The sequence below is a fragment of the Shewanella metallivivens genome (genome assembly GCF_028750675.1).
Taxonomy (GTDB): Bacteria; Pseudomonadota; Gammaproteobacteria; order Enterobacterales; family Shewanellaceae; genus Shewanella; species Shewanella metallivivens.
This window is the reverse complement of sequence record NZ_JAQQPZ010000001.1, coordinates 637,388-657,483: the sequence shown is the minus strand read 5'-3', so window position 1 is coordinate 657,483 and position 20,096 is coordinate 637,388. Positions and strand designations below refer to the sequence as shown.

Below are 20,096 nucleotides of genomic sequence, written 5' to 3'. Positions count from 1 at the left end.
AACCATGTAGCAACATCACATTATCAGCATATTTTTGGCTTAGGTAAAAAAATGGCCTGAAATATCAGGCCATTTTTACAATACTGACTGTGATGATTATTTCTCGATCATTAACTGCTTAATGAACTTCACCGGCGCACTGCCGTAGCTTAAAAACTGTTCATGGAACTGCTTTAAGTCAAAATCATCGCCTAGTTTGGCTTTTTGCTGCTCACGGAAATCATAAATTTCACGATAGCCCGCATAATAGCTGGTCAGCTGCACCTGACTTAATGTTGCACGGCGCCATTTACCTTCAGCCTCAGCACGTTGTTGGAAGGCTTCATTTTCAAGAAGGTTTATCACCTCTTGCTCACCCATACCTTTGACCTGAATGCTGTAATCTAAGATTGTGTTACAAATAACCCGTAGGTTCCACTTGTAATACATTAGCCACATTTCGGGTTCAAAGGCGCCATACCCCTCTTCTAACATCATGCGTTCAGTGTAAACGGCCCAACCTTCAATCATGGCACCATTACCAAATAAGCTTTTCACTAAACTGGGTGATTGATTTGAGTACACAAGCTGTGTGTAATGACCAGGAATGGCTTCGTGAATGTTCAGCACTTGTAATATCCAGTGATTGTACTCACGTAAATAGCTTTCGGCTGACTCTTCGCTCATGCCATCTAATGGCGACACGTTGTAATAAGTATTACCGCCTTGATCATACGGCCCTGGTGCGCTGATGGAGGCTCCAGCAAACCCGCGCATGTATTCAGGGGTTTCACGCACAATTAACGGTTTATTCGGGTCAAGCGTCACTAGCTGCTTGTCGTTAACAAACTTAATCAACTCAGGGATCTGTTTACGGACTTCTTCAACAAAGTTCTCTCGCTTAACATGCTTTGCTGATAACACATCGATTAACTGTCGAATCGCTACCTTGTCATCTGCAGGTTTTGGTGTATCGATGTAAGTGGACCAAATTTTTGTGGTGATTTTAGCCATTTCTTGCTGAATTTGATTTTTATCTGCTACCGCTTTGTCATAGAGCTGTTTAGCCGTCATGCCCGACTGAATATCAAAGGCAAATTTTTCCTCATACAAGGTTTCACCAATACGGAAATCACGCGCACCGTCTTTAGTCAGTTTTGCTTCCAGTTCGGTTAACCACTCAATATGTTGAGTTATTGCAGCGGTTGCGGCCTCAAAGCGCGTGGTAAATAATGCTTTTTGCTCTGCGGTTAACCCTGAGTCTGCAATTTGCTTGACTAACGCATCAGATAATACCGAGAACGCCCCTTTGTTTTGCATGATGGCTAATTGGGTGTGCTCTAAGGTTGGGTCACTGATGTTTGCTCTGGCAGCCTCATAATAGGCAGGTACATTTTCAAGGCGGGCAATCACTGACGCTAGGCGTTCATCAAGTGGGGCAAAGTCTTCGTTGATGATTTGCGCAAAGCCACCAGACACATTGTAGTTAGACGGATCCCATTGCCAACTTTTAAATCGTTGTACATCCCACTTCATTGACTCTACGAGGTTAACCAAGAGTTTATAGTCAATCTGTTGATTAGGGCTGAGTGTCAACGGGTCAAATTGCGCTAATGCCGTTTGCTGTTTATCGACAAAAGCCAACGTGTTATCACGGCTTTGTTTGTTTGGGATCTCTAGATAGCCGTCGTTAACGTGTTTGCCACTGTAAAGCGCCCAGGTGGGCGACAACTGCCATAATTCATCAATAAATTGCTGTGAATATTCGCCAAAGTTTACTTTTTCGGCGGCTAGTGGTGTGGTCACCGCTTTTGCCGCTGCGGTTTGTTCGGTTGCGACACTCGTTTGATTATCACTACAGCCTAGCAAACTTGCTAGCGCTAAAGAGATGGCCATAGGCAATAATGCTTTGTTCATATTATGTCCCTAAATTTATCGTTTTTGTATTTTTGATTGGTCTGATTATCCACATAGTTAAGCATGTCCGCTGATTTTTTGCAGCCACTAGACACCTTTTGTGACACAAATTAATACGAATAACGCCAACAATTGGTGAGTAACGGAGGAATGTAATTGGCCAAGGGGTAAATTTTACAACAAAAGGCAGAACCAAATGCTGAAAGTCATACCAATCAGGATAAACAAGTGATCAAAGATTGCGCAGGACAAATAGATTAGAATAAGGCAGAAATTGCAGCGAGGACGTTGTTATATCTTCAATATTTCTAACGACATAACCAATAAGCATGATTTCGTTTTTGTGCTAATTGGTATCATTTGCGTTAATCTAAATTAAACGACTACTCTTACAGACAAGAGCGAGAGTAACATTGCAACAAGCGTGCTAAAGACTGTGATTGACAAGAAAACCGACATGACTTAAGCGCATGACAGCGCTTAAGTCATCATCAAAGCGTTACAGATTCCAAGGATTAGGCTTAGGGCCTTTTTTGACAGGCGCCTTTTGCGTTTTGGCTTTTCTAAAATCAGTGTTGTCGTCTTTAGACTTACCCAAACTTAAAGTCGGTCTTTCATCTTGAGTTTTGGGTTTATTTTGACGGCTTTTCGGGACATGATTGAGTATTGACTCAGGTACCGGCTTTTTCGGCTCAAAGCCTTCAATCACTTTACGTTCGAGCAAATGGCCTAATCGACTTTCAATCATGCACAGGTTTTTAAAGTCGTCTTTAGAAACAAACGATATCGCCTCACCCACAGCACCTGCCCGCCCAGTACGACCAATGCGATGAATGTAATCATCTGCAGGATAAGGTAAATCGTAGTTTATGACGCGTGATAAATCGTCAATATCGATACCACGAGACGCTATGCCTGTTGCCACAAGATACTTAATCTTCCCCGATTTAAAATCCGCTAAAATTTGTTCACGTACTGGCTGGCTGCGGCCACTGTGAATGCATTCTGCCTCAATGTCGCGTTTTTCGAGCTGACTGACTAACTTGGCAGCGCCTTGTTTGGTTTCAATAAAAATAAGCGCTTGATCCCAAGCTTGGGTGTTGATCAAATGGCTTAATAACGCCGATTTTTTATCTTTATCGACTGTGGTCAACCATTGAGAAATCTTTGGCGCTGAACTTTTATCGGCAATCACCGAAATTTCAACCGGGCGGTGAATGGCGGTTTTAGCCAAAGCACGGACTTGATTAGATAACGTTGCTGAAAACAACAAGCTTTGACGCTCGGATGGGAGCTTATCGATGATTTTATTGATGTCTTCAATAAAGCCCATGTCTAACATGCGGTCAGCTTCATCAAGCACTAATACTTCAAGCTCGTCAAAGTGCACTGCACGCTGGGTGTATAAATCAAGTAAACGTCCTGGCGTGGCGACTAAAATGTCAACACCATCTATTAACGCCTGTTTTTGTGGTTTGTCATCTACACCACCGTAAATCACAAATGATGACACACCCACATGTTTAGCATACGCCACAATATTACTTTGCACCTGCACGGCAAGCTCACGAGTAGGCGTTAAAATTAGGGCGCGAATACGTTTTTTGCGCTCAGTTTGAGTGTCGGCTAAACGCTCTAAAATTGGCAGCACAAAACTGGCGGTTTTACCGGTACCGGTTTGCGCGGCGGCAAGCAAGTTTTTACCTTGTAAAATCACCGGAATGGTTTGTTGTTGAATTGGCGTTGGGTTACTGTAACCCACTTCAGCTAAGGCTTTGACAATAGTGTCGCGTAATCCAAGTGTCGAAAATGGCATGAAATGAGTACTCAATAATAGAACAAATAATCGCGTGGCATCAGTATAGCATTCACTCAAGGCTCAAGTGAAAAACGCTTATAAATAACCGTTCGGAAATGAAAAAAGACGTCCGAAGACGTCTTTTTTCATATTTGGCGGTGAGCGAGAGATTCGAACTCTCGTTAGGGATTAACCTAAACACACTTTCCAGGCGTGCGCCTTCAGCCACTCAGCCAGCTCACCAATTTTGCGGAGTTAAATACGACAGGTACCTAATTCCAAATATTGTTTAGTTTACCGTCTTGAATACCCGTTAAAAAATCACGTTTGCACAATATTCAGTAAACCATCATTACCGTTTGTATGAATAACGATACAGACAACGGTGATGTTAATCGTCGCGTACTTTACGCAAATGCCGATAGCGGGTCAAGCTAAATCACCCGACGATCAAACGTTTGCACAAATGCTCGACAACTTAGGCAAAATCTAGCCAATCAAGGTTGGAAACAATCCTTTCACACCTGCTGAAATCACTTCAATACCTAACGACAGCATTAATAATCCCATCAGACGAGTAATCACGTTAATGCCCGTTTTACCTAAGAATTTAAATAACACAGGCGCCATGCGGAATAATCCCCAACTCACGACACCTAAAGTGGCAATGGTTAAAAACATCCCGATGAAGTTAACCATTTGGTTATGCTCTGCCGCAAATACGATAACCGAACTAATGGCCCCCGGGCCTGCCATTAAAGGCAGCGCTAAAGGTACAACCGCGACTGATTCCATACCAGAAGACTCACGGTCTTCTTCTTGGTTTCGTTTAACTTCACTGATTTTACCTTGCAACATCGACATCGCAATAATACAAATCAAGCTGCCACCGGCAATTCGAAATGCAGACAGTGAAATACTGAACATACTTAAAATATGCTGGCCAGCAATCATGGTCACTAATAGAATGACCACCACAGCAAAGTTGGCCACCCGATTGGTATGCTGACGTTCTACTTCAGTTTGATGGCTCGTCAAGCTGACAAATACAGGTAATAACCCTACCGGATTGATAATCGCTAACAGTCCTAAGAAGAACTTGATATAAAGCATAAAATCCACTAACTGAACCCTCTTGATATTACCTGTTGTAACGCTCGATTCTGAGCGCGATAATGTAGCTGAAACATATCGATTTACATAATGAGATTTTTTGTTGTTTCAATGCCACTTTCCCTTAGAAAAGCTAATGCGATTTACTCCGAAATATCTTAATGACAATTCGCACAGGATCGACATGATGATGTGGTGCGTAATTTTATTACATAATTAGCCTGTCTGCTGTGTTTTTATGGCTTTAAAGCGCAAGGAGTGTTGATTAATTAATCAAATCAGCATGGTTGAATTAAATCTCATTTTAAATCTGTACCTTTGCCATACAGCACAATGTTGAACACAAAACAACCATGATGAAAAATACTAACGTTAAGGTAAACTTAGACATAAAAAAAGATGCCACCTAAAGTGACATCTCTTATTAAATGAGTCATACCATTTTTAGTGGTATTAACGTTAACCATTTACCTCATGGTATTCGCTATTTTGCTGTCCAGCGATCCATCCAACCAAGTACATTTTTGTACCATTGTTGTAGGTTATCTTGATTTAAAATCCAGTGGTTTTCATCAGGGAACACTAACAATTCAGATGGTATACCATTACGCTGCATATAAGTGTATGCCGCTAAGCCTTGACCATAGGGTACGCGGTAATCTTTTTCACCGTGGATGACTAACATTGGCGTTTGCCAGTTTTCAACATAGTTTACTGGGTTGAACTTCTCAAATAATGCTTTGTTTTTGTCATATGAGCCGCCAAATTCATATTCAGGGAACCACAGCTCTTCTGTTACATAGTACATTGAGCGCATGTCAAAAAGACCCGCATGGTTAACAAGACACTTGAAACCATCGTTCCATTGGCCTTGGAACCAGTTCATCATGTAACCGCCGTATGAACCACCTAATGCACATGCATTATTAGCATCTAACCAAGGTTGTTGCGCTGTGACTGCCGCCATGCCCTTTTTAAGATCTTCTAGTGGTTTTCCGCCCCAGTCTTTACCAATGGAATCAGTAAACGCTTGGCCATACCCAGTGGAACCGTGGAAGTCGACCATCACTACACCATAGCCAGCACCAGCCCAAAGCTGGGCATTCCAACGTCCACTGAATCCATTACCAAATGACCCCTGTGGGCCGCCATGCACTAAATAGGCTATCGGGTATTGTTTCCCTTCTTCATAATTAGCTGGTTTTATCCAGTAGCCATGGACGGTTTCGTCATTCCACCCTTTAAAGTTGAACTGCTCATACTCACCAAATTTAATGTTAGCCAGTTTGTCTTTGTTGACGTCAGTTAACTGTGTAAGTTGCTCGCCCTCTGAAGTTACGCTAAATAAGTCACCAGGCTCGACTAACGATGATTTTTTGAAAATTAATTGGTTGTTTGTCACAGCAATTAAACTGTTGCTGCCTTGATTATATATAGGACGCACATCACCAAATTGGGTGTTAACTTCAAAAATTGACACTTGCCCAACATCTTGTGCGGTAACGTACAGAGTACGGCCATCGGCACTGAATGTCAGTGAATTAGGGCTGCGATCCCACAGCGGCGCGACTTCTTTTTCTTGGCCGGTTACATTGTCTCGTAACATGATACGGTAACGGTCTGCTTCATAACCTGGCTTGGTCATGGCTAAATACGCTAAATAGCGACCATCAGCAGAAAACGTTGGTTGTGAATCCCATGCAGTGTTCGCTTCAGTTAAGTTAAGCGTTTCGCCACCGGTAACAGGCACTTGCCATAAATCGTAGTTAGTGGTCCAAGCTTGATCGCGACTTGGTGCTTTAGCGCTATACACTACGTATTTACCGTCCGGCGTAAAAGTGACTTCTTCCATACCCGAAAATGGCTTTGGTGGCGTTTCAGTATCACGATTAGCGGTAACGTTAGTAGGCTCAGTGATTTTTTTACCGTTTAATTGTGCAACAAATAAATGGTTACGGGCATGGTCTTCCCAGGTATCCCAGTGACGAACCATTAACTGCTTGTATTCACGACCTGAGGTTTTGCTTTCATCAATGGCAGTGAACTTGTCTTTAGAACAGGCTAAGTCCTTGCATTCAGGGAACACGCGCATGGTCATGACAACTTGTTTGCCATCTTGCGACAATTTATAGCCATTTATGTCTAATGGTAAATCAGTGACCGCGATGGCTTCGCCACCATTGAGGGCTAACTGATATAACTGACTGCTACCTGTGCGGCTTGCAAGGAAATAAATCGATTTATTGTCGGCAGAAAAACTCACATCATGCTCAGTTCCTGCCACAGCGGTTAACTGCTTAGGCTGAGCATTTTTATTAGTTAAATCGAGTAAATACAGATCAGAACTGGCTTCACCTTGGTCATCAATCACTTTGACGCCATAAACAAGGCTTTTGCCATCGTTTGACACGGCGGCTGAATGCACTTTATTCAAATTAACTAATTGCTGCACATTAAAAGGTGTGGGCTCAGCCGCTATCACTGACGTTGCCATTCCGGCGGCAACCAGTGCAAATAATACAGAGGACTTTTTCATTGTTATAGAGTCTCAGTTGTTTTAGTAGTGATTGTGAGCCGTGTTGTGCATGGCTTACGATAAAGATGTATTGCAGACTAGCGAAAGCAAAACGCTCAGGCAACAGGCCTTTTGTAAAAAGCTGTAAACCTGAGCGTCTTATCACATTGACATCTTGCTGTTTAACAAGTTTGTCGATGTTTTAACAGTCAAATATTAGGTATTACTTGGCTTTACTATTAGCAATATTGACTTTCCATATTGCAGGGCCAGTCTCGTGAGCGTTAACGCCATTAGAATCTACAGCAACGGTAACCGGCATATCTTGAACTTCAAACTCGTAAATGGCTTCCATTCCCAAGTCTTCAAATGCCACTACACGGGCTTTTTTAATGGCTTTAGACACTAAATAAGCCGCGCCGCCCACTGCCATCAAATAAACAGCTTTGTGCTTTTTGATTGAGGCTACGGTTTCAGGACCACGCTCAGATTTACCAATCATGCCCATTAGACCGGTTTTGTCTAACATCATGTCGGTGAATTTATCCATACGGGTTGCTGTTGTTGGGCCTGCAGGGCCAACCACTTCATCGCGAACCGGATCAACAGGGCCGACGTAGTAAATGAACTTACCGGTAAAGTCGACGCCTTCAGGCAAACCTTCACCAGAATCTAATAGCGATTGAATACGTTTATGCGCCGCATCACGACCGGTTAACATTTTACCGTTAAGTAATAAGGTATCACCGCTCTTCCAAGTTTCGATTTCAGCTTGAGTGATGTTATCTAGATTTACACGGTGAGTGTTCTCGCCTGCTTCGCGCGTGATTTCAGGCCAATCAGATAATGATGGTGGCGCTAAATCAACTGGGCCTGTACCGTCTAAATGAAAATGCACATGGCGAGTTGCCGCGCAATTTGGGATCATCACGACAGGCTTAGAGGCTGCATGAGTTGGCGCTGATTTGATTTTAATGTCTAATACGGTTGTTAAACCACCTAAACCTTGCGCACCGATACCGAGGTTGTTAGCGCGCTCAAAAATATCTACACGTAACTTCTCTTCAGTTGTTTCTGCTCCGCGGGCCATTAATTCGTGAATATCAACCGGGTCCATTAACGACTCTTTGGCCATTACCGCGGCTTTTTCCGCCGTGCCGCCAATGCCTATACCAAGCATACCCGGTGGACACCAGCCCGCGCCCATTGTTGGTAAGGTTTTTTCTACCCATGCTGCAATATCATCTGATGGGTTTAACATTGCCATTTTAGATTTGTTTTCTGATCCGCCGCCTTTAGCTGCGATCATCACTTCAACTTGATTACCCGCAACCATGTCAATGTGTACAACCGATGGGGTGTTGTCTTTGGTATTTTTACGCGTGCCAGCAGGGTCCGCCACAATTGACGCACGAAGCGGGTTATCTGGATTAGTGTAAGCGCGACGAACACCTTCATCGACCATTTCTTGAACTGTCATATCGGTTTTGTCCCATTGAACCGACATACCAATTTTAACAAATGTGGTCACAATACCCGTATCTTGACACAGTGGACGCTTCCCTTCTGCTGACATGCGCGAGTTAATTAAGATTTGCGCTATTGCATCTTTAGCCGCTGCACTTTGTTCACGCTTATAGGCATTGTACATCGCATCAACAAAATCTTTAGGATGATAGTAAGAAATGTATTGCAGTGAATCAGCGATACTTTCAATAAAGTCGGCCTGTTTAATTACAACAGGAGTATTGGAAATAGTTGTAGGGGTATTGCTCGACATATGGGGCGCTCCAGCAGCCATTGCGGCCTAACATTATTATCTTTATCAACAGAAACGTTTGGGTCATCATCTCGTTATTATTAACTGACTCAATCACGCGTCATTAAACGACAACCAAACGAGGTTAACTATTTAGACCAATATGATACTCTTTCCATCCTTTTTGGGCTACATCACATTTTTAGATAAGGGTTATCGATGTTTGCGCGGGCAAAAAACGCACTCTACGGGCAAAAATTAGACTGGGAAATTGATACTAAACAACTGTTTGCACTATTTAGTGATAAACCCTGGGCCATATTACTCGACTCAGCCAATGCCATTCATCCAGATGCAAAATTCGATATTATTGCCTTTAACCCTATTGCGACATTAACGAGCGATGAGGGTTTGTGCCAATTTAAACCGATTCATCAAGATATTGTGCCACTCAATATCACGCCGTCGACTTCGCTGTCGCCCCTTGAAAATTTAGCCCGCATTCACACTTTGCTTTATCCAATTAAGCAAGTGTGTGAGCCCCCTTTTAGTGTAGGTGCCATCGGTGCATGGGGTTATGATTTAGGTCGAAGCATAGAAAAATTGCCAAAAGCAGCCAACAAAGATATTCATCTACAAGAAATGGTTATCGGGTTTTATGATTTCTGCTTACTTTACAATTATGCAGACAAGTCTTGGTATGCTTATCATTATAACGGGAAGGTCGCACTCGAATATGAAGTGAATTTAATTCAATCAAAAATCGAATCTCAGTCTAACATCAATAAATTGTCTCAAATTGCCATCCAGGACTTTAGCTTAACCTCTGCATGGCAAAACCAACTCACTGAGCAGCTATACCAGCAAAAGTTTGCTCAGGTACAGCAGTATTTACTTAGCGGAGATTGCTATCAAATCAACTTAACGCAGCGTTTTGAAGCACAATATCAAGGCGACGAATGGCAAGCTTATTGTGCATTGTCGCATGCTAACCAAGCGCCCTTTTCAGCATTTATGCGTTTACCTGAGCATTGTGTGTTATCGATATCGCCAGAGCGTTTTATACGGTTACAACATCATGACATCGAAACCAAACCCATTAAAGGCACTATACCGCGAAGTGCAGATCCCATACTGGATAAACTTGCAGCCAAAACATTAAGCACATCGGAAAAAGATCGCGCTGAAAATGTCATGATTGTGGATTTATTGCGTAATGACATCGGTAAAGTTGCCGCCCCCGGCAGTGTTAAAGTACCGACGTTATTTGCCATTGAGAGTTTTCCTGCGGTGCACCATTTAGTGAGCACGATAACGGCCACACTGGCGGCCGATCATAATGCCTTTGATTTACTGCAAGCCGCCTTTCCGGGTGGTTCAATTACTGGTGCACCAAAAATACGCGCCATGCAAATTATTGAAGAGTTAGAACCTTCAAGACGTAATCTTTATTGTGGCAGTATTGGTTACATTAGCCAGGACGGCAATATGGACACCAGCATTACCATTCGCACCTTAGTGACCGAGCAAAACCGCATTTATTGTTGGGCCGGCGGTGGTATTGTGGCTGATTCTGATGCAAAAGCAGAATATCAAGAAAGCTTTGATAAAGTCAGTAAAATCCTGCCCTTGCTGGCTAGCCTAAACAAGCAATAAATCATTGATCCTCTTGATATTAACAAGTTAAATAGCGTCATTGATCAATAAAAACCTATAGCTCAGTGTTTAACTGGGCTAAAAAGGTTCTCATGAACTCGGTTCTTTTTTTAGCTTCAATCTTTGCTGATGGGGTATGCATCGTCTCTTCGAGTGTTAATAGCTTAGTGTAGAAGTGATCAATGGCGTATCTGCGATCATTAGCTTGTCTATTTATACAAAATGGGTCATCTAGGCTATATAAACTCACCCCAAGGCTGGTGCTGACTTGAAGACATCTTGCAATACCGATAGCGCCTAATGAATCAAGCCTGTCGGCATCTTGCACTATTTGGGCTTCGACACTTTTAGCATCAATATTGGCACTATAACTGTGGGCAACTATCGCATGGTGAATAGCCGATAAAAACTCAGTGGGATAGTGAATACTGCGCAAAAACTCAATTGCTTTATCTGCTGCAATCTGTGAGCTTTTCGGCCTGTCTGGATGATGTTTAGCAAATGAGAAGCAATCGTGTAAATAAGCAGCTGGCAATACCACTTCTATCACAGCTCCTTCACTCAAACATAACGATTTAGCGGTGTTAACCACTCTAAGCACATGATTAAGATCATGGGCTAAATCTTGATGCATTTCAGCTTTAATGAACGCAATGAATTGAGTTTCGAACGCTTGAACCATTTACATCCTCTTGGTGAATCTATTTAGTGAAAACGGTTGGAGCAGGCAAGCATAACGTCAAAGTGAGCCACTCTTCATTCAGTTATCCGCCTTGTTTAAGCCCAGTTAAACGCTTGCTGAGTCATCACTTATAAACAAACAATGTTATAACGAATAACAGGAAAACGACACCTTAATCACAAAATGACCATTTGTTTAGATACATATTGAGTGATCGCTCAAAACCTGTTTTAATAGCCCCTAAACAAAAAAGGAGTTATCCATGCTTAAGTTTTATTTTCACCCTGGCCCTAATCCAATGAAAGTCGCGTTGTTCCTCGCTGAAACCGATTTACCATTTGAACTCGTGCCTGTAGATACCCTTAAAGGTGAGCAACATACTGCTGAGTTTAAAGCGATTAACCCGAATGCAAAGACGCCTGCCATTGATGATAATGGTGTTAGAGTGTTCGACTCGAATGCCATTTTATTATACTTGGCAGAAAAATCGGGTAAGTTACAAGGCAAAGTGCAGGACCGTGGTGAGTTATTGTCTTGGTTAATGTTTATCGCCACAGGATTAGGTCCTTTTTCTGGTCAATCTGTTCATTTTAGACATCATGCACCTGAAAAAATCGCCTATGCAACCAACCGTTATTTACGTGAAGCACAACGCCATTATGAGCTGCTAAACAATCACTTAGCTGGGCGTGAATACCTAGTAGGTGACGAATATACCATTGCAGACGTATCGGCATGGGGCTGGATTGATAAAGCAGCGGTAGTATTAGGCGAAGAAGGTTTAGCACCGTACCCTCATCTACAAGGTTGGTTTAATCGTATAAGCGCCCGCCCGGCTGTCGAAGTGGCACGCAATATTGGTAAAGATATCGCCTTTAAAGGTGAGTTTGATGATGAAGCTAAACGGGCTTTCTTCCCGCAGAATTTTCCAAAAGATTAACTAAACCTATATTGAGTTTAACTCACTCAAATCATTAAAAACGCGTAATGCCCTGCACTGCGCGTTTTTATTTGGCCAATGTATAACCAAAACCACAGCACTCAACGCTTGGGGAGCAATTTGTCAGATTAGGGCTATTTACTGCAGGTATTACACAATTTAACTTGTTCTTATGCGGTAATTTTTCTACTGTTAATATAGCGTTTGCATATGATTATCAATGAGGTTGATCATGAATATTCACTTACAACATCAAGTTAACCAATGGTTACAACAAGACCCAGATCCTAGCACTCAAGCTCAATTACAAACATTACTCGACAACCAAGACGAAACAGCGTTAACGACCATGTTTTCTGGCCGCTTGTCGTTTGGTACCGCTGGACTACGTGGTATCGTTGGCCCGGGGCCAATGGCCATGAATCGCTTGGTTGTAAGGCAAACCACTGCCGGGTTAGGTGCATATTTGATATCTCAAATTAGTTATGCTGCCACCCGAGGTGTCATCATTGGCTATGACGGCCGTCATGATTCTTACGTTTTTGCTCATGATGCTGCCAGCGTACTCACCGCAATGGGAATTACCGTCCGCTTAACTACACAAGTAGCAGCAACCCCATTAGTGGCATTTGGTGTAAAACACTTTAATGCTGCTGCAGGTATAGTGATTACTGCAAGCCATAACCCACCACAATACAATGGTTATAAAGTGTATTGGGAAAATGGCGCACAGATTATTCCACCGCACGACTCAGGTATTGCAGCCAGAATTACACAGGCAGCAACCCAAGCTATTCCATTTATGGAGCTCAGTGCCGCCAAAGCACAAGACAAACTCATATGGCTTAAAGATGATTTTTATCAAACCTATCGTCAAGGCGTTCAAAGTGCCAGTGAGTTACAACAACATGCAGATCCCAAAGGCGTCAGTCTAGCCTATACCGCCATGCATGGCGTTGGGGCTAATATGGCTGAAGCAGTATTACACGATGCAGGCTTTAAACAGGTGTATTCTGTTGCTGCGCAGCGCGAACCCGACGGTGACTTCCCTACAGTCAATTTCCCGAACCCAGAAGAAAAAGGTGCGATGGATTTAGTCATTGCTGAAGCTAAAAAGCATCAAACAATGCTAGCTTGTGCCAATGATCCAGATGCTGATCGCTTTGCAGTAGCGGTTAGAACGGCAGGTAATAACTATAAAATGCTCACGGGCGATCAAGTCGGAGTATTACTTGGTGAATATTTATTAACTCATGCGCCAGCACATCAACGGTTGGTGGGTACCACGATTGTGTCTTCTAGCTTATTGTCTAAAGTGGCTCAGTCGTTACATGCAAGCTGTTACACCACCCTTACCGGCTTTAAATGGTTAATGAATATTGGGATTAACAAATGCGAAGCTGACAATCAATTCTTGTTCGCTTATGAAGAGGCGCTTGGTTATACCGTAGGAAGTATGGTGTGGGACAAAGACGGCTTGTCAGCGTTAGTGGCATTTGCCCAACTTTGCGCAGAATTAACCGAAAAAGGTCAAACCGTATGGGATAAATTAGAACAAATATATCGTCAACATGGCTTTCACCTTAATGCTCAAGTGAGTATAGCCCTAAAACCAGATACACCTAATATAGGCGAACACTTACGCCAATACCCACCAACAACCATTGCCGATTATGCTGTGCTGTCATGTGATGATTTAAGCCAGTCGCTACGCACCTTTGCTAATGGCGCGACTGCAGTTATCGATTTACCTAAAAGCGATGTTTTAATTTATTGCTTAGAAAATGGCGCTCGCGTCATTGTTAGACCCTCGGGAACAGAACCTAAAATTAAGTGCTATTACGAAGTAGTAGAAACGATGAATGTGACTGATACCTGGGAAAGTGCGCAACAACGTGCAGAACAAGCAATGACTCTATTTATTAGCGCTCATCAAGCAAGTTTGCCAAACTAACCTCAACACATTTAATCCATCGCCAAAGCGCCAATGTTAAACGCCCGTTAATAAAACGGGCGTTTTCTATTTGTTTTAAACAATCTATTAACATGTTGTTTGTATGAGTAAATTTCACTATATCAGTGTGTCATTAGTTATGCCTCTTTAAACTAATTGACAATAGATTAAACTGATCTATTGAGCGATAAAAATGCTCTATAATGTTATAAAAATTACCATAACGTTAAAGCAGGATGACTAAATGTATAAAAGTCTCGTCAGTTTGGCCGTTGTAGCCAGTATCAGCACACCGACAGCTTATGCTGCTGAAGAAGGTGAAAATGTAGAGCGTATTCAAGTGATCGGTTCACGTATTGCGTTGCGCACAGCAACTGACAGCCCTACACCAGTGGACATTATTACCTCTGAGCAACTTGAAGCGACAGGCATTACTGAAACCGCAAAAGCCCTTCAGTTTGCCGCGCCAAGTTACAGCGTACCGTTTTCATCAATCACTGATGGAAGCGATGCAGTACGTCCTGCCAGTCTTCGTGGTATGTCACCTGACCATACTCTAGTGTTAGTGAACGGTAAGCGCCGCCATGGTTCAGCACTGGTGCATTTATCAGGTACTGTGGGTAAAGGCTCGTCAAACGTTGACTTAAATGCCATTCCAATGACTGCGATTAAACGTATTGAAATTTTACGCGACGGTGCTTCTGCATTATATGGCTCAGACGCTATTGCCGGTGTCATTAACGTTGTACTCAAAGACAGCGACGAAGGCGGCAGTATTTCAACCCAAATTGGCCAAACTTATGAAGGCGACGGCGAACAAGTGCGTGTCGGTGTAAACCAAGGTTTTAGCTTCAGTGACGATGGCTTTGTGAATCTTTCTTTAGAAGCGCATCAAAAGAATGCAACTAACCGTGCAGGTCTTGATAGCCGTCAACAATACCCAACGTTAGCAGATGGTAGTTTAGATCCACGCGAAGAAACCTTTGATCGCCAAAACCACCACGTTGGCGATAGCGACTATGAAAACTATGGTTTATTTGTTAATGCTGAACAAGCCATTAACGACACCAGTAAAGTCTATGCTTTTGGTGGTGTAAGCCAACGTGAATCTACCTCAGGAGCTTTTTACCGTCGAGCATTAGACTCTCGTAACATTATTGAAGTGTACCCTGACGGTTATTTACCGCAAATTAGCCCTGAAATCCTCGATTATTCATTCGTGGTTGGTTATGACGCTGAAATTGGTAAATGGAACATAGATGCCTCTGCCGGTTATGGTAGCAATAGCTTTGAATACCATGTTGAAAATACCATTAATGCTTCTTTAGGACCGACTAGCCCAACAGATTTTTATGCCGGCACGCTGTCTAATAGTGAATTGAACCTCAACCTTGATGCCTCTACCTATTATGATTTTTACAATGACTCAGAAATCATGGTCGCAACCGGTTTTACTTTCCGCGAAAGTGGCTATCAAATTGAAGCAGGCCAAGAAGAATCATACATTCAAGGTGATTATGAAGATAAAGCCGGTGGTAGCCAGGGCTTTGGTGGTTTTACGAAAGAATCTGAAGTCGATGAAGACCGAACTAATACCGGTATCTACATCGAACTTGAAAACCAACTAACCAATGAGTTTTATTGGGCTGCCGCAGTAAGATACGAAGATTATTCAGATTTCGGGAGTAACACCAGTTGGAAGCTGTCGGGTCGTTACAATATTACTGACAATGTCGCTTTACGTTTAACAACCGACACGGGTTTCCGTGCACCGAGCGTACAGCAACTCTATTTTACAAACGTATCAACCTTCTTTGATCCTGATCCAGTCACGGGTGAGTTTGTACCTCGTGAATCGGGTACATTTAACCAGTTATCCCCCATCAAGGATGCATTAAATATCCCAGATCTTAAAGCAGAGATCTCAAATTCCTTCAGTGCAGGTTTAGTGTATAACGGAGAAAATGGCTTTACTGCGACCCTAGATGCCTATCAAATTAATGTTGATGACCGTATCATTTTATCGGGTTCGGTAGACCAAGAAAGTTCACCGGTTATTGCTGAAGCCTTAGCCGGTACCAATGCAGACTCAGCGCGTTTCTTTATGAATGCGGTAGACACTGAAACTCAAGGCGTTGATTTAGTCATGACCCAAGAGTTTGACCTAGGTCAGTTTGGTGATGTAAGCGCAAACCTTGCTTATTCATACAAAAAAACCAAAATAGAATCAATAAACCTCCCGTCTATCCTTAATGGATTAGAAGATGAATTATTTGATCGTATTGAAGTTATCCGTATGACTGAAGCGACACCTAAAAACACAGGTAATATTGGTTTTACTCATCGATATGATGACTTTACCACTAACTTGCGCTTCAGCTATTTCGGTAAATACACCGTGGGTTATTCATCAAGTGAAGTTGAGTACGATGACAAGTGGGTCACTGACATTAGCACGCGTTACCAAGCGACTGATTCATTGGCTGTTACCCTAGGCGTACAAAACCTGTTTGATGTTTATCCAGAAAAACGCCCTGAGGATAATAACTTCAATGGTATTTTCATTTATCCGTTAACTAATACACCTTTTGGTTTTAATGGCGGATATTACTACTTAGATCTTCGTTATACTTACTAAACCCGCATTACGGATTTAGTAAGCAAACAAAAAAGCACCGATAAGTCGGTGCTTTTATTTAACGGATGAGTGGGTTAAGTTTCAGTTCTCTCACTCGCCATCTTAGTGATAACAACAAGCGTTAGAACTGATAGAGTTTTTCAATATAGTCTTTAGCCACACTGTCCCAAGTGAAACGCTGTTTTGCCGCGTTGTTTGCCACTTTGCGCCATGCTGGGCTGCCGTGCAATGCTATTACTTGCTTGAAGCGCTCAACCAATGCTTCACTTTGTTCTGGCAATGATGCACCAGTGAATGCCCAACCACTGATGTTATCTTCAATCGTGTCTTTAAGCCCACCGACCGCGTGCACTAAACATGGCTGCCCTTCTCTCATCGCTAGCATTTGGCTAATACCACAAGGCTCAAATGAACTTGGCATTAAAAACAAGTCCCCTTGTTGATATAAACGATCAGACAATAATTCGTCGTAACCGTGCATAAATACTAGATTATCAAATCGGGCTGCGACCGTTTGCAAATCCTTAGCAATCTGTTCATCACCACTGCCTAACAACAATAATACACCATTAGGATGTTGTTGTTTTAACGCTTGCAGCAATGCTTCAAGTACGGTGATATCAGATTGGCCATTTGGACTGTCATAAGGCTGGAGTAATAACAACACTTTTTGCTCTGTTAATCGCCCGACTGACGTGATTAAAAAAGGTGCTAGTGTATCCTTTATGGTCAGACTATTGACCATTTTTAATTGTGCAATGCGTGCTAGTGCAATGCTATCTAACGCCGTCATATGGTCGACTTTTGCTTGCCATGATAATACGGCATTTTCAGCCAGCGTCAGTAAACCCATCACGCTATTATCAAGCTCTTCCGTCACCCCATGTTGATTGTCATCATACACACAGCCATTAATAATACCGATTAATTGCTGATGCTCAGCTTTAACCGCCAAATCAGCCTCTAAACCTTCTCCGCCAAAAAAGCCCTTTTGATGATCGGACGCAGATAACACTTCTTGGGCATATGTCGGTGACACCAAATGCACCTTATCACTAAGCACAATCCCCATTCGCATCGGGTTAATGCAATTAGAATAACGCGGATCGTAGATACTTTGGTTAGCAACCGGTTTAAGCTGATGAGCATATTGCGGAAACCAAGCTTGAAACGATGAATGATCGCCACTAAAAGGCCGAACACCTTGTAAGGCTAGATTATGAATGGTGTAAATACACACCATGCGATTAAGGCTGTCAAAATAATCGACACATTTCCTTAACATAGCCACCATAGCTGCATGCCAATCATGTAAATGAAGCACTGCGTAACGCGGTAAAATATTGTCGACTAGACACGTAGCAACACTGAGCGAAAACAAGGCAAATTTGGTTGCATCTTCGGCAAATGGACGATCATGACTTCCATTACAGTAGACTTGGCCATTATGGTTAAAGTATGGATGGTCAAATAAATACACCATCGGCGGATTAGTTTGCAGCTGCTGTGGCTGTAAATCGGCATCTGTCATACTGTAAATGGCAGAAATATCTGATTTATGTGTGGGTCTTGGCATGCAAAACACTTTAACGATGTGTTTTGAACCAGCAAAGTCTAATGAAATATTAGCAAAATGTTTTGCATGATAGTGAGCAGCTAAAAAACCATAATTTGGCATTGCGACATCAGCAGTGACACCGCATTGTGCTAATGCAGGCGGTAGATCGCGGATAACATCCGCCATACCGCCAACTTTCGCCCCATACAATGCGTCGTTTTCTGCTGCCACCAGCAAAACGCGGTTGACATTTTCTTGGGTCATTCAGGGGTCCTTATTAGTAACCTTCAGGTAAACCTAACATTTTACGAGTGACCAAGGTGATACCTTTCTCTGACACTCTAAATCCCCGAGCGATATCGTGCTCTCTACTATGCCCAATGAAGGTGCCCTCAGGAATGATACAGCCTCGGTCAATAATCGCATTTTGAATGTTGCAATTCTTTAATACCACAACGTCAGGAAGCAGTACTGAATCTTTAACGGATGAGTAAGAACATACTCGCACTTCGTCAAACAATACGCTGCGTTTCACTTTTGCACCAGAAATAATACAACCGCCTGACACAATTGAGTCAACAGCCATACCACGGCGATCGTCATCATCAAATACAAATTTTGCCGGTGGCAATTGTTCCTGATAAGTCCAAATAGGCCATTTAGCATCATATAAGTTCAGCTGTGGCGTAGGTGACAATAACTCCATATTCGCCTGGAAAAATGAGTCAAGGGTACCCACATCTCGCCAGTATGCAGGTTGGTCTGGTACGGCACTGGTAAAGGGAAAAGCAAATACATTAAACTGCTCAATAATGGACGGAATAATGTCTTTACCAAAATCGCGATCGGAGGCGACGTTGTCGGCATCTTTTTTTAATTGATCAAACAGAAACTTAGTATTGAAGACATAATTCCCCATCGATGCTAAGCACTTTTCAGGATCATTAGGCGTTGGTTTGGGGTGTTCAGGTTTTTCTTGAAAACCAATCACCCGCATATTTTCGTCTACTTCCATCACCCCAAAAGCCCCAGCAGCTTCAGAAATGGGCGTTTCTAAACAGCAAACAGTCATGTCAGCACCTGACTCAGCATGTGCAGCCAGTAAACCAGCGTAGTCCATTCGATAAACGTGATCCCCTGATAAAATCATCACATACTTAGGTATTTCATGACGAATAATATCAATATTCTGAAACACGGCATCGGCTGTTCCTTGATACCAATTACCTGATGTTTGTTGTGAAGCCGGTAATATCTCTACTGATTCACCCAGTTCTTTTTTAAAGTGGCCCCAACCACGAGTGATATGCCGTATTAGTGAGTGAGATTTGTATTGTGTGACCACACCCACACGTCGAATACCTGAATTGATACAGTTTGAAAGCGGGAAATCGATAATTCGAAATTTACCCCCAAAGTACAATGCAGGTTTTGCACGCCAATCGGTTAACTCATACAAACGCGAACCACGGCCACCAGCAAGAATAATTGCATAGGTATCACGGGTTAAATTACTAATATAACGAACATTACTCATAAACAGACTCCATTCGGCTTTAATCAAAGCCACGATTATTAAGCATATAT

12 protein-coding genes and 1 tRNA gene are annotated in these 20,096 nt (G+C 42.6%); 4 read left to right on the top strand and 9 right to left on the bottom strand.

Features of this window, described 5'->3' with window-relative positions; translation table 11 throughout:
• Window positions 1–96 precede the first annotated feature (96 nt).
• The 6 genes from PQR79_RS02785 to PQR79_RS02760 form a co-directional block, all read right to left on the bottom strand.
• A complete protein-coding gene (locus tag PQR79_RS02785) occupies window positions 97–1,896 on the bottom strand; it encodes a DUF885 domain-containing protein (RefSeq protein WP_238103640.1) in 1,800 nt (599 codons plus the stop codon).
• A gap of 499 nt (window positions 1,897–2,395) precedes the next feature.
• Window positions 2,396–3,712 carry a DEAD/DEAH box helicase gene (locus PQR79_RS02780; protein WP_238103639.1) on the bottom strand — a complete coding sequence of 439 codons (1,317 nt, stop codon included), beginning with the start codon at window positions 3,710–3,712 and terminating at the stop codon, window positions 2,396–2,398.
• Between the two features lie 135 nt (window positions 3,713–3,847).
• Window positions 3,848–3,937: transfer RNA gene (locus tag PQR79_RS02775), tRNA-Ser, on the bottom strand.
• 246 nt (window positions 3,938–4,183) lie between these two features.
• Entirely contained in the window at window positions 4,184–4,816 is a 633-nt protein-coding gene (locus PQR79_RS02770; RefSeq protein WP_238103638.1) for a YchE family NAAT transporter, read from the bottom strand.
• A gap of 475 nt (window positions 4,817–5,291) precedes the next feature.
• Window positions 5,292–7,343 (bottom strand): dipeptidyl-peptidase 5, encoded by a 2,052-nt coding sequence (locus tag PQR79_RS02765; protein WP_238103637.1) that lies wholly within the window; start codon window positions 7,341–7,343, stop codon window positions 5,292–5,294.
• Between the two features lie 202 nt (window positions 7,344–7,545).
• Complete coding sequence (locus tag PQR79_RS02760; protein ID WP_238103636.1) at window positions 7,546–9,102, bottom strand: fumarate hydratase; 1,557 nt, start codon at window positions 9,100–9,102, stop codon at window positions 7,546–7,548.
• Between the two features lie 198 nt (window positions 9,103–9,300).
• Between PQR79_RS02760 and pabB the strand changes: the two genes are divergently transcribed.
• Window positions 9,301–10,737, top strand: a complete 1,437-nt coding sequence (gene pabB / locus PQR79_RS02755; RefSeq protein ID WP_238103635.1) for an aminodeoxychorismate synthase component I — start codon at window positions 9,301–9,303, stop codon at window positions 10,735–10,737.
• A gap of 55 nt (window positions 10,738–10,792) precedes the next feature.
• On the opposite strand, the gene PQR79_RS02750 is transcribed toward pabB, so the two are convergent.
• A complete protein-coding gene (locus PQR79_RS02750) occupies window positions 10,793–11,419 on the bottom strand; it encodes an HD domain-containing protein (protein WP_238103634.1) in 627 nt (208 codons plus the stop codon).
• A gap of 262 nt (window positions 11,420–11,681) precedes the next feature.
• Between PQR79_RS02750 and PQR79_RS02745 the strand changes: the two genes are divergently transcribed.
• The 3 genes from PQR79_RS02745 (at window position 11,682) to PQR79_RS02735 (ending at window position 16,951) form a co-directional block, all read left to right on the top strand.
• On the top strand, window positions 11,682–12,359 hold the full coding sequence (locus tag PQR79_RS02745) for a glutathione S-transferase family protein (RefSeq protein WP_238103632.1): 678 nt from the start codon (window positions 11,682–11,684) through the stop codon (window positions 12,357–12,359).
• Window positions 12,360–12,591: 232 nt separating this feature from the next.
• Window positions 12,592–14,313 carry a phospho-sugar mutase gene (locus PQR79_RS02740; RefSeq protein ID WP_238103631.1) on the top strand — a complete coding sequence of 574 codons (1,722 nt, stop codon included), beginning with the start codon at window positions 12,592–12,594 and terminating at the stop codon, window positions 14,311–14,313.
• A gap of 244 nt (window positions 14,314–14,557) precedes the next feature.
• Window positions 14,558–16,951 carry a TonB-dependent receptor plug domain-containing protein gene (locus PQR79_RS02735; protein ID WP_238103630.1) on the top strand — a complete coding sequence of 798 codons (2,394 nt, stop codon included), beginning with the start codon at window positions 14,558–14,560 and terminating at the stop codon, window positions 16,949–16,951.
• Between the two features lie 121 nt (window positions 16,952–17,072).
• On the opposite strand, the gene PQR79_RS02730 is transcribed toward PQR79_RS02735, so the two are convergent.
• Both PQR79_RS02730 and glgC read right to left on the bottom strand, forming a co-directional pair.
• Complete coding sequence (locus PQR79_RS02730; RefSeq protein WP_238103629.1) at window positions 17,073–18,773, bottom strand: glycogen synthase; 1,701 nt, start codon at window positions 18,771–18,773, stop codon at window positions 17,073–17,075.
• A gap of 13 nt (window positions 18,774–18,786) precedes the next feature.
• On the bottom strand, window positions 18,787–20,046 hold the full coding sequence (gene glgC / locus PQR79_RS02725; protein ID WP_238103628.1) for a glucose-1-phosphate adenylyltransferase: 1,260 nt from the start codon (window positions 20,044–20,046) through the stop codon (window positions 18,787–18,789).
• Window positions 20,047–20,096 lie beyond the last annotated feature (50 nt).